Genomic DNA, 14,729 nt, shown 5'->3' on the forward strand with positions numbered 1-14,729 from the left:
TTATGATGCTCCTTTCTGACGAATGAGTAAAATGATAAGATAAGGTGCCCCTAATAAAGCGGTGACGACCCCAACGGGATAACGATAAGGCAATACGTTCGCTGCTAAAAGCTGAGCGAAAATGACAATCAAAGCGCCAATCAGACCGCTTAAAAGCATGTTACTTTTGTGATTTGTGGTTATTTTGGCACTAATAGGTCCAGCAATAAAGGCAACGGACGCAATGGGACCGGTGATCGCGGTCGCAAAAGCCACAAGCAAGACGCCTAAACTCAAGAAAAACATCCGTTTTTGGGTTTTGTTTTGTCCTAAAACAAGGGGCAGCTCTTCACCGAGTTTGAGTAATTCAAAATCACGAGAGAAGATCTTTATTAAAAGACCAACGATTAAAATGACTATTAGTAAAATAATAGCATCACTGCTATTGGCATCATTTAACGAGCCAGTTAAAAAGCGCATCGCTGAAGCGAGGTTATAATCATTACCTAATACCTGCATCCAGGAAATAAGGGCATTGCCCATAAACTGTAAAGCGATCCCGCTTAAGATCATTTTGGAAGAGGAGCCTCTACCTAAATAAAAGATCAAAAATGCCCCTAACAAACTGCTTATGAGCGCTAATAAGGATAATGATAATCCGGATAGCTGGAAGAACATAATGCCGATCATCGCGCCGATGGAGGCGCTGGTGCTGATGCCTAAAATGTCTGGCGATGCTAAGGGGTTGTGAAAAAGACGCTGGAAGAGATTTCCGCCAATGCCAAAAGCCATTCCGGCTAAAATACCTACCATGATCTGCGGCATCTTTAAAAGCTTAATGGTGAAATACCCCTGACTGCTTTGCCCAAGTAAGGTTGCTAAAACAGTTGTTAGCGCATAATCGGTATGCCCAAAACTTAAATAAGCCAAAGATACCGCGATCATTAGAAGTAAGGTTATCAGACAGATCAGCTGATAATGAATTGTTTTACGCATGAGTGCTCCTCCTTAACATAAAGATAAAAACGGGTGCCCCGATTAAAGCGGTAATGACCCCTACTTCCACATTACCTAAGACTCTGGCAAAAATGTCACTAATGACAAGCAGAATTCCGCCAAGCATCATACTTAAAACCATCTGGTGTTTTAAATCATGGATGCCGATGATTTTAATCATATGGGGTACCATCAAGCCGATAAAACCAATCGGACCGCATAAAGCCGTCACACAGCTGACTAATAAAATACTGCAGAAGGCAGCAATCGTTGTGATCAGAGGAACATTGACCCCTAGACTGATAGCCATCTCATCTCCTAACATAAACAACCGTAACGGTCTGATAAGAAAAAAACTGATACCGATAGCCAATACTAAAACAGGACCAAGAATCATTAAATCGGACATGGTCATGGCCCCTAGCGAGCCAAGTTGCCAGAAGCGAAAACGTTCCATTGTTTGAATATTCGGTAAGATCATCGCTGAGATCAGACTGCTTAAGATCATGGATAAGGCAGCGCCTGATAAAATCATTTTCGTGGGCGTTAGCCGGCCGCCGCTATGAGCTAAGACGTAGACGCAGAAAAAGGCCAGTAAGCCGCCGATGAAGGCAAAAAAGAGATAGGCCTGGTGTGCGCTTATGCCTAAACATATCATCGCGCTAATCACAGCTAAGCTCGCGCCGCTATTGACCCCTAAAACTGTCCCATCAGCGCAATCATTACGGGTGAGACACTGCATAAGAAGACCACTTAAAGCCAGGCTAAAACCCGCTAATAAGCCGCCGATAGTCCTTGGCACACGCGAGCGGACAATAATACTTGTGTGAGTAAGTGTAGGTGAAAGAAAAGCTTCTAAAACTTCTTTCATTGATGTGCGAGTGGCACCGATTCCTAAAGAAAGACTCATGACCAGGATCATGCTGATCATGAGTATCAGATACTTTCTTTTCATTATGAGAGCGCCTTATTCATCGCTTTCAGATAATGATCTAAGTTGTAAGGAATCGATAAAATACTTGGGGTCGCTCCAGCAGCTAAATCTGATGACGGCTCAATAAAGACAACATGGCCAGCTTTAATAGCCGGAATCTGACCAATTAACGCATCTTTCTGTAAGGCTTTTAAATCACTCTTCTTACCATAAGTAACAATCAGATCCACATCAGATAACTGATTGGCTTTCTCACTTGAAACTGTGATACTGAAATCTTTTGAACCATTTGCCAGTTTATGAATACTCTTTGGTGTTGTGAAACCTAAATCCTTTAAATAGGCTGCTCTTGGATCGTTATTCAAATAAATGTAGAACGAACTTAAATTCGCTGTTGATAATGATAAGAAAGCGGCCGTTTTATTTTTAAGTTTTGGATATTGGGCTGTTTTCTTGGCAATCAGTGCTTCGGTTTTCTTAATGAGGGCCTGTGCTTCTTTCTTTTTTCCTAATGGCGTTGCATTTTCAATCGTCTGAGCACGCCATGAGGTACTCCAAGCCTTTGTTTTGTAAGGAATGACAGGGGCAATCTTACTGAGTTTCTGATAGTCTTCTTTACTCATGCCTGAATAAGCCGCCAGAATGACATCTGGATGAGAATCGGCGATCGCTTCGTAATCAAAGCCATCGGTATCATCATAGACATTTGGTTTATTGACTTTGAGCTTCTTGAAAGCTTCATCAGCCCAGCTATGTAAATGATGTTTAGTTTCTTTCCCATAGTTAGAACGGGAAATGCCAACGGGGGCAATGTTTAAAGCTAACGGTGTATCACCATTCTCCCAACCGACTGCCGCTACGCGTTGAGGCTTATTTTTGATAACAGTTTTTCCTAACGCATGGGTAATTGTCATCGGATAGGCATCCGTTGATGCTTTCGATGATGTTGGAGATGATGTACATCCCGTTAAGACAAGGGCGCCTAAGAGCGCTGATGTTAAAACTTTTTTCATAAATCCTCCTGGTTAGATATTGCTAACTACGCAAAACTATACAGGAAGAAGTTAGTCTTGTCAAACTAAATGCTACAAAAAAAGAACGCGATTAACGTTCTTCATGGGATTGTTCTTTAGATGCATCTTTCGGCAGTGATAATTCGTTTTTAATAAAGTCTTTTTCATCAGTATCACTTTCGATAATATCATGAGCGTACTGCTTAATATCTTTCTTTAAGGTTTCTGTTTCAGCGATAGAAGCATCACTCAATCGATCAAAGTTTTTTGATCTTTTTTGGCTCAATCACTTTTCCTATGGAATAGCTAATTTCCCTATAGCGGATTTCTTCGACTCATATCAATGATTTTCAAGAAGAAATATTCATCATCAGGATAGCCATAACCCATTCGACGTATTGTCTTAATGCGGTTGTTAATTCCTTCAATTTTAGAACTTGTGATTTTGATTGTTGCATGAGCTATGATACCTTCAAAATGATTGGAAAGAAGATTAGCAAACCAAATGAAATGTTCATTCTTTGTCTCATTGCATAGATCAATGATCTCAATAATCTGTTTAGCCATTTTCCATTCATGATCTTCCTGATAGGCTGCTGTTATCTTTTCTTTGATAAGATCAGCTTTGAACAGCAGCTCATTTTCTTTAATAAGAAGATCAAACTTATCGTTCCACCCACCGATAGCCTTGATTTCTGGAAGGTTAAACAGATCTGACTTCTTCTGCTTCACAATGCCTTTCTGAGCAGCCTCATCCTTCCTGTCACGCGTTGCCTTCTTTGAGCATAAAACGTGCTTAGACTTCTTAAGATGCTTAGCAGCTTCCATATTTCCTTCAGCGATAAGACGTGCCTGCTCATCCTTTCTGATTTCATTGATCAGCTTTTCATTCATGTTCTTTACAATATGAAAGTAGTCAAAAACAGGCTGTATATGAGTACATCTTTCCTCAAACGCTTCCTCAAAGTCGCTGTTCATGTCACAGCCGATGGCCTCAACATGATCCATCCATTCCTCACCGACATAGTCAATGAAGTCATAGACAACCTGCTTAGACTTTCCTCTAGCGATCCAGAGAACATTTCCTGTTTCCATATCAATGATGTGAGTGGCATACTTGTAGCCGTTATGAAGCTTGAATTCATCAATTCCAAGGTATTTGCAGAACTTTTGCGGCTTTCTAAGAGTTTTTCCATCAACGGTATAGAGTCTCTTTAGTCTTCTAAGGTCAATGGCCTTAACAATATTCTTACCAACTCCTGTAAGCTCTGAGATGCTCTTAAGAGTGAATGAGGCTCTGCCGAGGAGCTTTTCAATGAATTCTTCAAGAGCCTTAGTAATGCGATGGTGCTTTGCCTTGAATGGAACACCCTGCATCTTTGTAGCATTACATTCAGGATTTGTACACTGCATCTGATTAAGGCTGACTTCCACAACCGTGCTTGTTGGGCCGTAGCTGAAGTGCTTGATTCTTGTAGGAGCGCAGATCATGTTCTTGTACATGTGAGCACCACAGCACTCACAAATTCTATCCTCATCCGAAACAGTCTGAATGCCCTTATAGACAATGATCTTGTGATCGGCTTTCTTAGGATCATCTTCAATTTCAGTGTCAGTATTAATAAACCCAGTTAATGTGTTAGGAATCTTCAGATATCCATCATCAATGATTGTATTTTTAGATTGAGTGTTAATAGCTAATTGTGTATAATCCATTTGAGGTCTCCTTGTTAGTTACTTATATCCGCCAAGATACAGTCACTATCATACGGTAGACCTCTTTTTATTTCAATATTTTGGAATTAATTGTGTACAACCTACTCCATAGGAAAAAGTACAGACCCTCTTTTTTCGTAAATTCAACGTCATCATTATGTTTCTTTAAATGAAGACGAATCAGTTTACGACGAAAATATTTTTCCTGGATAATCTGCTGATAACCTTTGATCCAAGTAATAAGTAAGACTAATAATAGGACAATTCCAAGATAGCCTAAGATCGGATACATTTTTGAGATTAATGTTTTAAAGCCGCCAAAACTACATAAGTAGCCAGCGCCGACGACAACAATCATAACTTTTCGCTGGCAGCTCTGAATACCACCAGAGAAACGGCGCGCCGTCGCATAAAAGAGGCTGAAGGCCGTATTAAAAATTAAGGCAAAGATAATAATTGCATATATAACATATTTTTCTTATTATTTCAAAAACAATGATATAGCGCTTACAATTTTAAAAGAAGAGACCTCAAATTGGGAGTCTCTTCGCGTCTATATTATTTTTTATGTTTTAAATAATCCTCATAAGAATCGTAATTGGCGTCAAAGAAATCATCATCAGGTTCACCGCTGATCATGATGGATTCCCCTTCTGGCGTTTCATAAAAGGTCAAATCGTCCACTAAATCAAAATCTTCTTCTTGCTTTCGCAAAGCGTCAAAAGACGCATATAACGTTGGATAAGAAAGACGAAAAGCAGCTCTTTCCTCATCATTTGCCTCGATAAAATCTTCAAATGTTGCGTGAGCATCTAACATAACATATCCCCTAAACTTCTTCTGGAATGACGATCCACATGATGATATATAAAAGGATGCCTGTCCCCCATGTTAACATTAATAATGCCGCCACGATGCGGACAATGGCAGGATCAATATTCAAATACTCGGCCAAACCGCCACAGACACCACCAATCATCCGATCTTTTTTAGAACGAAATAAACGTTTATCCATATGTATCTCCCCCTTTTCCTTATCATACCACAAAGAGCTAGACCTTGATAGTCTAGCTCAAAAATGATTAATACCCATGTAAAGGGTTGTTAATACGATAAAGAAGACATCAATGCCCATCAGATAAGAAAGTAAAGCTTTCTTATACACTTTACGATTATTTTTTAACATAATCAAAGTGATAATGAGCAATGCTAAAGTTAAGACGTAATAAACGCCATCGACGAAAAGACTGTTATGGGAAATGGTAATCCCAAACATGAAGAGCAGCACGGCCAATAAAAGGCCGGCTAAAGACATATAAACAACTTTACGTAATTTATGATCCATTCTAATCTCTTTCTAATTCCTTTAATAAAGAATAACCGATCCCAGGGTTTTCAACATTGAAGTTATCCGCAATAGTTGCGCCAATCACCGCATAGCTTTCTAATAACCCTAAGTTTTTCGGACGTTTTAAAGTTTTTGAATACATAATGAGTGGGACGTGTTCACGGGTATGATCAGTGCCTTTCCAGGTTGGGTCATTCCCATGATCCGCCGTGATCATGATTAAATCATCTTCATTAATAGCAGCCATTAAATCCTGGAGCTGACGATCAAAAGCTTCAATTGCATCGCCATAGCCAATTGCGTTACGACGATGACCATAAACCGCATCAAAGTCTACTAAATTGACAAAAACGAGGCCATGCTGAGAGCCTTTAGCAAGTTCAATGGTTTTATTCATCCCATCTTCGTTTGATACGGTATGAATACCTTTGGTAATGCCTTTATTAACGAAGATATCAGGAATTTTACCAACACCGACAACATCAAAGCTGCCGGCTTTTAAAGTATCTAAGACAGTATCGCCAAATGGTTCTAAAGCATAGTCATGACGGTTTGCCGTACGTTTGAAGGCGCCTTTATGGGTGCCGACATATGGACGGGCAATAACACGGCCGACTTTCCATTCATCACGCATTAATAATTCACGGGCGATTTCGCATGCTTTATATAATTCTTCAAGAGGAATGACATCTTCATTTGCTGCAATCTGGAAAACAGAATCAGCTGATGTATATACGATCCAGTCGCCGGTCGCGATCTGATGTTCGCCATATTTATCTAAGATGACGGTGCCGCTTTCCGCGTAGTTACCAACACATTTACGGCCAGTTTTTTCTTCAAATAAGTGAATAAATTCTTCTGGGAAACCAGTATCGGTAAAGGTTTTAAAAGGTTTTTCTACCTTTAAACCCATCATTTCCCAATGACCGGTCATGGTATCTTTGCCATTAGAAACTTCTCTTAAAGCAGCGGTAGTGCCAAGCTGCGCTTTGATTGGATGAATGCCTTTGAAATCACCTAAATTGCCTAAACCTAAGCCTTCTAAGTTTTCGACATCTAAGCCGTTTTTCGCTTCAGCGATATGTTTGATAGTATTGGCGCCTTCATCGCCAAATTTTGCGGCATCTTCCGCGTTGCCAATGCCCATGGAATCACAGACAATGACAAAAATACGTTTGTAAAGTTCGTTACTCATGTTATGTTCTCCTTTTACTGCCAGGATGGTATTTGGTATAATCCTTTTTTATTTTTGCGTGGTTGACGTGGGTATAGATCGTTGTCGTAGAAATATCACTATGCCCTAATAGTTCCTGAATACTGCGCAGATCCGCATTTTCTTCAAGAAGCGTCGTCGCAAAAGTATGTCTGAGTTTATGGGGTGTAAAATGGGTTTTGACCCCAGATGCCTGAGCGCGGTTATTTAAGATCCGATAGAAGTTTTCGCGACTGATTGGTTTGCCGTATTTACCGACAAAAAGAAGCAGACTGCCCTCTTTATTTAGCTCTGGTCGATCATTGTAAAGATAGTTTTTGATCTGCTTTAAAGTGATTTCATCAAGAGGAATAATGCGCTCCTTATCCCCTTTCCCAATCACATCGAGGGTGCGCGCATGAAAGTTAACATCACTCACCTTCAAGTGGACCATTTCACTTACTCGTAAGCCGCTGTTGATTAATAAGGCAATCATACAGGCATCTCGATGATCAACCGGCTCATCACCAGTGATCGAGGCGAGCACCTGGGCGACTTCCTGTAAAGAGACTGTTTCTGGCAGTTTTTCACTTTGCTTTGGTAAATCAAAGGCTTCCATCATATTGGTTGTCATGATGCCTTCACGCATCAGATACTTGCTAAACTGACGAAAAGCGACCATCTTTCGCTGCATTGAGGATGCGCTGTAATGATCATGACCATAAGCTAAATAGGAAGAAATATCTTCCTGGGTGATTTCTTCTATCATCTCTTTATGGAGATAATCCATCAGCTGCGTAAGATCATCAATATAGCTGATCACGGTATTTTCACTGCGTCCTTTTTCTAAGGTTAAATAGGTTTTAAATTCACGAATTGCCTCGATGCATCTCATAAACTCACCTTCTTTATTATATCAAGTTACGTGTTTCTTTGCCAATTATATGATTAATGTGTCTTTTCTCCTTTTAACAAGCTGCTTGCTTTCATTAAATGGAAGTCATTTTCCTTATTAAAGGTTTTAATAATATCATCAACCTTTAATTCATGCGGTTCTTCTTTCACAGGTTCATCAAATATTGACATCTGAATTTTTAACTGATCCTTGCGGACGACATTATTCAGAGTGATGCCAATGAGGCGCACCGGCTTATGATTATAGTGTTCACGAAAGAGCATCATCGCATAAGAAAAAATTCTTTCAAAATCATTCGTATAGGAAGAAATATTCATCTGTCTAGTAATATGATTGGCCAGATCATAACGGATAGTAATAGAAATATTATTAGAGACCATATTGCTCTTCTGTGCTCTTGATGAGACATTGAGGGCAATTTCTTTAAAACGGTCTTCTAATAACTTTTCATCACTGATATCTTCTTCAAAAGTGGTCGTATTACCAATGGATTTAACATCTGTTTCCTGATAAATGACCTTGGCATCATCACGACCATTCGCTTTATTGTAATAAATCAGGGCATGACGACCTAAAAGCTGGCGTAATGTCTGATAATTGGCATAGTTTGCCACATCCCCAATCGTTTCAATACCAGCCGCTTTCAGCTTCGGCGCGGTTTTTTTGCCAATGCCAAAAAAGGCATCGACAGGAAGCGGCCAAAGAAGCTGTTTAATATTTGACCTGGTTAACATCGTAATCCCCATCGGCTTACGCATATCACTCGCCATTTTGGCTAAGAACTTATTAGGAGCAATACCAATTGAACATGGTAAATGGAGCTCTCGCATAATCCGCTGCTGAATTTCTAAAGCTAAATCCGCCGGATGGATATGATGTTCAATAATATAATCGCTGACATTTACGTAACATTCATCAATTGAGGCCACTTCCATGATATAGGAATAAGAGGAAACAATCTTAAAAAACGCATGCGACAGGCGGCGGTATAGATCGAAATGAGGTTCCACAATGAGTAATTGCGGACATTTCTGTTTCGCTAAATAGAGCGGCATGGCCGAATGAATGCCAAACTTCCGGGCTTCATAAGAAGCCGTCGAAACGACTGAGCGCCGTGAATCATGAGCGATGACCATGGGTTTATGGGCATATTCGGGATGCTGAGAAATCTCACAGTTGGCAAAGAATGCATTCATATCAATATGAAAAATGACCCGCATAAATATGCCTCCTCTCTAAAAAAAGCACTTAAGAGTGCTTTAATAAACGACGTGCATTATCCATTGCTTCGGGGGTAATCGCTTCCCCTGATAACATTTTCGCAATTTCTTCAACACGTTCCTCTTTCGTTAATGGTTTAATACTTGAATAGGTCGCTTCCTCATCACTGCGTTTGATAATCGCATAATGATGCGCCGCATTGACAGCGACCTGCGGTAAATGGGTAATACAGATGACCTGCTTACTTTGACCTAAAGAAGCCATTTTTTCACCAATACTGCTCGCGACCTTGCCACTCACACCAGTATCCACTTCATCAAAGATAACCGTATCAACATCACCTTTTGCAAGGATAATTGTTTTGATTGCTAACATCAGACGAGAAACTTCCCCGCCGCTGGCTGATTCATTTAAAGGCGTGAAATTCTGTCCTTCATTCATCGCCACCATAAAGGTCACATTATAAGCGCCAACTGACGATAAAGCTGTTTTCGCAAAGTCGACTTTAAACTTTGCATGTGGCAAATAGAGGTCATTTAATTCCTCTTTAATTTGTTTTTCAAAAGTATTGGCATACTGTGTTCGCACCTTTTGTAAATCTTCGGCGGCTTGTTTGGCTTCTTTTTCTAACTTGGCTTGCTGACGTTTGAGCTTTTCTAGGATCTCTTCGCGATGGGTTGCCGCTTCAATCTTATCAGCTAATTCATCACGAGCGGTGTAAAGATCTTCCATCGTGTAACCATATTTGCGTTTTAAACGCTGGAGATTATACAAAATTTCCTGTAATTCATTGAAACGATATTCATCAAAATCAAAGCCCTGATAGGTATTCATAACATTATCATGAAGATCTGATAAATTGTAATACAGGTTATAAAGATCATCATAAGGCTGACTGAACTCTTCCATATCTTTAATCGCCTCTAGCGAAGATAAAGCGCTATGAATTGCTTCTAAAGCGCCCTCTGAACTATCTAGAGCCTGATCAAAAGCCTGAATATGACCGCTTAAAGATTCGAAGTTCTTCATGACCTCTAATTCATTTTCCATCGCCTCAACATCTTCATCACTGTAGGAAAGACCTTCTAATTCCTGATACTGGCTCTGATAGTATTCAATTTGCTCATCAGAAAAGTCTTCCTCTTCGATCTGTCTGATCTTTTTGGATGTTTCAACATATTGTTTATAAAGATCCAAATAAGCCTCTTTTACCGCGTTAAGCTCATCACCGATATATTCATCTAGAATCGATAAATGATTTTTAACGGAGAAAAGACTTTGCGTCGCAAACTGCGAATGCACATGAATGAGATAAGGGGCTAAGGCTTTTAAAGCACTATTGGTCATCGGCCGATAGTTAATTTTAATAGATGATTTACCATTGGCATAAATCTCTTTTGTGATATTGATTTCCTCGTCTTCGTCTAATCCTAAAGAAGCCATCGTTTCATTTAACTCAGGGGTTGGATCGACTTCAAATAAGCCAGTAATGATCGCTTTATTCTCTCCTTTACGGACAAAACTATTGGACGCGCGGGCTCCGCATAACTGCATAATCGCATCAATAATGATCGATTTTCCGGCTCCGGTTTCTCCAGTTAAGACTGACATGCCATCTTCAAAATCAACACTCATTTCATCAATGATGACAAATGATTTTACATACAGACTTTTTAACATCATCTCACCGCCTTAGAAATGTCGATGGGCTTCCTCAACGACATCTTGAATGTGAATATTTGCATTCGGCTCATCGCTTTTCACGAAATAGCCTAAAAATTCGATATTGCCTTCACCGCCAGTAATCGGTGAATAGGTTAAACCTTGCATTGAAAAGCCATTATCATTGGCATAGGTCATGACTTTAGAAATGACCTCTTCATGAACTTTAGGATCTTTCACAATGCCATGCTTTCCTACTTCTTCACGTCCCGCTTCAAACTGTGGTTTGATTAAGGCTACGACCTGCCCTTGAGGGGCAATAATGTCTTTTAAAGCATGGAATATATGCGATAAGGAAATAAAAGAAACATCGATAGACGCAAACGTAATCTCGCCCTGATCAAAATCTTCTTTTTTCGCATAACGGAAATTATACTGTTCCATCGCTTTGACACGCTCATCATTACGCAGTTTCCAGACTAACTGATTGGTCCCGACATCAACGGCATAGACAAACTTTACGCCATTTTGCAGGGCACAGTCGGTAAAGCCGCCAGTTGAAGAGCCAATATCAATCATAATCTGATCCTGTAAGTCAATGGGAAACGTCGCTAAAGCTTTTTCTAATTTTAATCCGCCGCGTGAGACATATTTTAGTTTTTCCCCTTTGATCGATAAAACAGTATCCCGAGGAATTTTCATTCCAGGTTTATCTAAGCGTTCATGGTCATTATGGACGATGCCGGCCATGATCGCTCGTTTGGCTTTTTCGCGGGAATCAAATAAACCTTGTTCCACGCATAAAACGTCAACTCTTTCTTTCTTCATCAAGCGCCTCCTTGATTTTATGTAATAAGTCTTCAGGACTTAAGTTTTCAATATGTAATAAGGTTGGGATATCACCATGGGTGACATAGTGATCACCAATCGCCATAAAGTCCATTTTCACATTTCTGTGATGTTCTTCATAGTATAACGCCATCGCGCTGCCAAGAGAACCTTTATGCATCACGGTTTCATAAACAATGATATGGGTATTACTTATTTCCTTTAACATTTCTTCGTCCATTGGCTTAATAAACCGGGCATTAATGACGTTGACTGGCAGATTATTTTGTTCCACAACATTTTTAGCCATGCGTACATGATCACCATAAACCACCACAGTGACTTTATTCTCTTTTTTATAAACAATCTCATCCCAGCTGCCCACTTGAAGTGTGTTAGTGACATGACGGGAATGTTTATGAATCATGCCCTTAGAATAGCGAATGACATAAGGATGATCATGAAGCGTATAAGCCGTATTGATCATGCGTTCTGCTTCATATTGATTATGTGGTGCCATAATGATCACATTAGGAATCGCTAACAAATAGGAAATATCAAAGACACCATGATGGGTGGATCCATCACTGCCAACTAATCCAGCACGATCTAAGCCGATCAAACATGGCAGATCCATTCGGGCGATATCATGATTGATCTGATCATAAGCTCGCTGAGAAAAAGATGAATACACCGCTAAAAAAGGAAACTTTCCAGCGACGCTTAAACCCGCCGCAAACGTTGCTGCATGCTCTTCGGCGATGCCGACATCAAAACTGCGAGCAGGGAACTTTTTAAAGATATCCCCTAACTGACTGCCGGCAATCATCGCCGGGGTAATGACACAAATATCATCATGTTCATGCATCAGATATTCAATATGATTCGCGATCGCTTCACTCCACATCTGATGATGTAAATGATGAGGTTTAATAACCCCTTTCGATAAATCAAAAGGACCAACACCATGGTAAAGACCGCTTTTATCTTCTTCGGCTAAAGGATAGCCTTTGCCTTTTGTCGTGATGACATGCAGAATCACGCTATGATCTAATTCTTTAACAGTTTCAAGAGCGCGAATCAGTTCCTCCATATCATGACCATTAACAGGTCCGATATAGTCTAAGTCAAACTGGGCAAAGGCTGAATCAGCTAACACCCTTTCTTTGACTTTATCTTTGACTTTTTTCGTTGCATCATAAACACGCTGTCCGGTTTTTGAACGCATCATCCAGCTGGTATAATTATCTTTAACATCTTTATACTGCTTTGATGTACGAATATCCGAAAGCATATTTGAGAAACCACCAACATTTTTGGAAATCGACATATTATTATCATTTAAAATGACAATGACTTTATGTTTTGAACTGCCTAAGTAGTTGAGTGCTTCAAAAGACTCTCCGCTCATCATTGCCGCATCACCAACGACGGCGATGACATTGTAGTCATCATGATTGAGATCGCGAGCTGTCGCAATGCCGATGGCCCCAGAAATTGCCGTTGATGAATGCCCTGCTTCCCATGGATCATATTCTGATTCATGACGGCGCTGAAAACCAGAGATCGAACCAAACTGACGTAAACGTTTAAACTCTTTAGCCCGGCCAGTTAAGATCTTATGGACATAAGACTGATGACCGACATCAAAGATGATTTTATCACGTGGCGCATCAAAGACATAATGCATCGCCACGGTCAATTCGACGATCCCTAGATTCGAAGAAAAGTGACCACCAGTCGTAGCGACACTCTGCATGATGAAACGACGAATTTCCTGTGACAGATCTTCTAATTCGTTGATATTTAATTGTTTTAAAAATTGCGGATTTTTGATCTCCTCAATATTCATGCTAATTCACTCTCTTCATAACTTTATTGATCATTTCAATCATTAATCCATGATTGAAGGTCAGTCCATAGACTTTCTCAAGACAGGACTGGAATAACTGTTCTTCATACGCCCGTGCTTTCTCGATACCTAATAAGCTTACGTAAGTCGATTTATGATTTTCAATATCACTACCGACCGGCTTGCCTAATGTTTCTGTATCACTGGTGACATCTAAAATATCATCCTGAATCTGGAAAGCTAACCCTAAAGTAAAACCTAAATCACTTAATTTTTCTTGATCAGCGGGAGCGCAGATCGCTCCTGCCATGGCCAATGGCGCCGCGATCAAGCAGCCAGTTTTATAATGGTGGATATCCTGTAATTCCTCTAGCGTCGCTTGATGCTTTTCAAAGTACATATCCTGTTGCTGGCCATAGATCATGCCATTCATGCCGGATGCTTTGTATAAAATCTGTAATAAATGAATTTTTAAATCATTATTAATATTCATCCGTAAAATGACATTCATGGATTCATTTAACAGTGCATCACCCGCTAAAATAGCTGTCGCTTCATCGAACTGTTTATGGCAGGTTGGTTTACCTCTTCTTAAATCATCATTATCCATGCCTGGCAGATCATCATGAATGAGCGAATAGGTATGAATCATTTCAATCGCGCAGGCGGCATCTAAATAAGGATGATAATCAACGCCATAGCTGCGCAGCGTATTTATAAGTAATAACGGACGCAAACGTTTCCCGCCCGCCATCACAGAATATAACATGGCATCCTGGACATCGCCTTTTTTGATCGTCGTAGTAATAATTTTCTCAAGGCGGTCATTGATTTCTTTAATGATTGTCTCCATCCTGACCCTCCTGATAATCCTCGAAGCCGTGACCATTATAGATTTTTGTCACTTTTTCTTCGACATTTTTTAATTTGGCATCGCAGTACGCTGCCAGTTCAACACCTTCCTGATAAAGCGCAATGCTTTCATCGAGGCTGGCTTTATTATTTTCCAGCGTGGTGATGATTTCATCTAGACGCGTCATCGCCTGTTCATATGTTAATTTCTTTTCCATTA

17 protein-coding genes are annotated in these 14,729 nt (G+C 40.1%); all 17 read right to left on the reverse strand.

The window, feature by feature from the left end:
• Entirely contained in the window at window positions 1–975 is a 975-nt protein-coding gene (locus tag SG0102_RS07995) for a FecCD family ABC transporter permease (protein ID WP_125119455.1), read from the reverse strand.
• Complete coding sequence (locus SG0102_RS08000; RefSeq protein ID WP_125119456.1) at window positions 968–1,930, reverse strand: FecCD family ABC transporter permease; 963 nt, start codon at window positions 1,928–1,930, stop codon at window positions 968–970. Before SG0102_RS08000 ends, SG0102_RS07995 begins: the two co-directional genes overlap by 8 nt.
• Window positions 1,930–2,922, reverse strand: a complete 993-nt coding sequence (locus SG0102_RS08005) for an iron-siderophore ABC transporter substrate-binding protein (protein WP_125119457.1) — start codon at window positions 2,920–2,922, stop codon at window positions 1,930–1,932. Before SG0102_RS08005 ends, SG0102_RS08000 begins: the two co-directional genes overlap by 1 nt.
• Before the next feature lie 91 nt (window positions 2,923–3,013).
• Entirely contained in the window at window positions 3,014–3,208 is a 195-nt protein-coding gene (locus tag SG0102_RS08010) for a hypothetical protein (RefSeq protein ID WP_125119458.1), read from the reverse strand.
• A 29-nt stretch (window positions 3,209–3,237) separates the two neighbouring features.
• A complete protein-coding gene (locus SG0102_RS08015) occupies window positions 3,238–4,638 on the reverse strand; it encodes an ISL3 family transposase (protein ID WP_125119459.1) in 1,401 nt (466 codons plus the stop codon).
• A gap of 67 nt (window positions 4,639–4,705) precedes the next feature.
• A complete protein-coding gene (locus SG0102_RS08020; RefSeq protein WP_125119460.1) occupies window positions 4,706–4,996 on the reverse strand; it encodes a hypothetical protein in 291 nt (96 codons plus the stop codon).
• A 200-nt stretch (window positions 4,997–5,196) separates the two neighbouring features.
• Window positions 5,197–5,457 carry a hypothetical protein gene (locus SG0102_RS08025; protein ID WP_125119461.1) on the reverse strand — a complete coding sequence of 87 codons (261 nt, stop codon included), beginning with the start codon at window positions 5,455–5,457 and terminating at the stop codon, window positions 5,197–5,199.
• A gap of 10 nt (window positions 5,458–5,467) precedes the next feature.
• Window positions 5,468–5,653, reverse strand: a complete 186-nt coding sequence (locus tag SG0102_RS08030; protein ID WP_125119462.1) for a PspC domain-containing protein — start codon at window positions 5,651–5,653, stop codon at window positions 5,468–5,470.
• A 57-nt stretch (window positions 5,654–5,710) separates the two neighbouring features.
• The gene (locus tag SG0102_RS08035) at window positions 5,711–5,983 is read right to left on the reverse strand and encodes a hypothetical protein (protein ID WP_125119463.1); all 273 of its coding nucleotides are present in this window, start codon (window positions 5,981–5,983) and stop codon (window positions 5,711–5,713) included.
• Between the two features lies 1 nt (window position 5,984).
• Entirely contained in the window at window positions 5,985–7,181 is a 1,197-nt protein-coding gene (locus tag SG0102_RS08040; protein WP_125119464.1) for a phosphopentomutase, read from the reverse strand.
• Window position 7,182: 1 nt separating this feature from the next.
• A complete protein-coding gene (gene xerA, locus SG0102_RS08045; RefSeq protein WP_125119465.1) occupies window positions 7,183–8,073 on the reverse strand; it encodes a site-specific tyrosine recombinase/integron integrase in 891 nt (296 codons plus the stop codon).
• 53 nt (window positions 8,074–8,126) lie between these two features.
• Entirely contained in the window at window positions 8,127–9,314 is a 1,188-nt protein-coding gene (locus SG0102_RS08050; RefSeq protein WP_125119466.1) for a DNA polymerase IV, read from the reverse strand.
• Window positions 9,315–9,342: 28 nt separating this feature from the next.
• Entirely contained in the window at window positions 9,343–10,995 is a 1,653-nt protein-coding gene (recN, locus tag SG0102_RS08055; protein ID WP_125119467.1) for a DNA repair protein RecN, read from the reverse strand.
• Window positions 10,996–11,007: 12 nt separating this feature from the next.
• On the reverse strand, window positions 11,008–11,805 hold the full coding sequence (locus SG0102_RS08060; RefSeq protein WP_125119468.1) for a TlyA family RNA methyltransferase: 798 nt from the start codon (window positions 11,803–11,805) through the stop codon (window positions 11,008–11,010).
• Window positions 11,786–13,657 (reverse strand): 1-deoxy-D-xylulose-5-phosphate synthase, encoded by a 1,872-nt coding sequence (dxs, locus tag SG0102_RS08065; RefSeq protein WP_125119469.1) that lies wholly within the window; start codon window positions 13,655–13,657, stop codon window positions 11,786–11,788. The genes SG0102_RS08060 and dxs overlap by 20 nt, the downstream gene beginning before the upstream one ends.
• A 1-nt stretch (window position 13,658) precedes the next feature.
• Complete coding sequence (locus SG0102_RS08070; protein ID WP_125119470.1) at window positions 13,659–14,510, reverse strand: polyprenyl synthetase family protein; 852 nt, start codon at window positions 14,508–14,510, stop codon at window positions 13,659–13,661.
• Complete coding sequence (xseB, locus tag SG0102_RS08075) at window positions 14,494–14,727, reverse strand: exodeoxyribonuclease VII small subunit (RefSeq protein ID WP_125119471.1); 234 nt, start codon at window positions 14,725–14,727, stop codon at window positions 14,494–14,496. The genes SG0102_RS08070 and xseB overlap by 17 nt, the downstream gene beginning before the upstream one ends.
• Window positions 14,728–14,729: the final 2 nt, after the last annotated feature.

Origin of the sequence: Intestinibaculum porci (genome assembly GCF_003925875.1) — a bacterium.
GTDB classification, from domain to species: Bacteria; Bacillota_I; Bacilli_A; order Erysipelotrichales; family Coprobacillaceae; genus Intestinibaculum; species Intestinibaculum porci.

Excerpts from the sequence above, each read along its gene's own strand:
- xerA (WP_125119465.1), bottom strand. The coding sequence starts at position 8,073 with ATGAGATGCATCGAGGCAATTCGTGAATTTAAAACCTATTTAACCTTA.
- SG0102_RS08025 (WP_125119461.1), bottom strand. The coding sequence starts at position 5,457 with ATGTTAGATGCTCACGCAACATTTGAAGATTTTATCGAGGCAAATGAT.
- SG0102_RS08040 (WP_125119464.1), bottom strand. The coding sequence starts at position 7,181 with ATGAGTAACGAACTTTACAAACGTATTTTTGTCATTGTCTGTGATTCC.
- SG0102_RS08070 (WP_125119470.1), bottom strand. The coding sequence starts at position 14,510 with ATGGAGACAATCATTAAAGAAATCAATGACCGCCTTGAGAAAATTATT.
- recN (WP_125119467.1), bottom strand. The coding sequence starts at position 10,995 with ATGTTAAAAAGTCTGTATGTAAAATCATTTGTCATCATTGATGAAATG.
- xseB (WP_125119471.1), bottom strand. The coding sequence starts at position 14,727 with ATGGAAAAGAAATTAACATATGAACAGGCGATGACGCGTCTAGATGAA.
- dxs (WP_125119469.1), bottom strand. The coding sequence starts at position 13,657 with ATGAATATTGAGGAGATCAAAAATCCGCAATTTTTAAAACAATTAAAT.
- SG0102_RS08035 (WP_125119463.1), bottom strand. The coding sequence starts at position 5,983 with ATGGATCATAAATTACGTAAAGTTGTTTATATGTCTTTAGCCGGCCTT.
- SG0102_RS08050 (WP_125119466.1), bottom strand. The coding sequence starts at position 9,314 with ATGCGGGTCATTTTTCATATTGATATGAATGCATTCTTTGCCAACTGT.
- SG0102_RS08005 (WP_125119457.1), bottom strand. The coding sequence starts at position 2,922 with ATGAAAAAAGTTTTAACATCAGCGCTCTTAGGCGCCCTTGTCTTAACG.
- SG0102_RS08000 (WP_125119456.1), bottom strand. The coding sequence starts at position 1,930 with ATGAAAAGAAAGTATCTGATACTCATGATCAGCATGATCCTGGTCATG.
- SG0102_RS08060 (WP_125119468.1), bottom strand. The coding sequence starts at position 11,805 with ATGAAGAAAGAAAGAGTTGACGTTTTATGCGTGGAACAAGGTTTATTT.
- SG0102_RS08020 (WP_125119460.1), bottom strand. The coding sequence starts at position 4,996 with ATGATTGTTGTCGTCGGCGCTGGCTACTTATGTAGTTTTGGCGGCTTT.
- SG0102_RS08015 (WP_125119459.1), bottom strand. The coding sequence starts at position 4,638 with ATGGATTATACACAATTAGCTATTAACACTCAATCTAAAAATACAATC.
- SG0102_RS08030 (WP_125119462.1), bottom strand. The coding sequence starts at position 5,653 with ATGGATAAACGTTTATTTCGTTCTAAAAAAGATCGGATGATTGGTGGT.
- SG0102_RS07995 (WP_125119455.1), bottom strand. The coding sequence starts at position 975 with ATGCGTAAAACAATTCATTATCAGCTGATCTGTCTGATAACCTTACTT.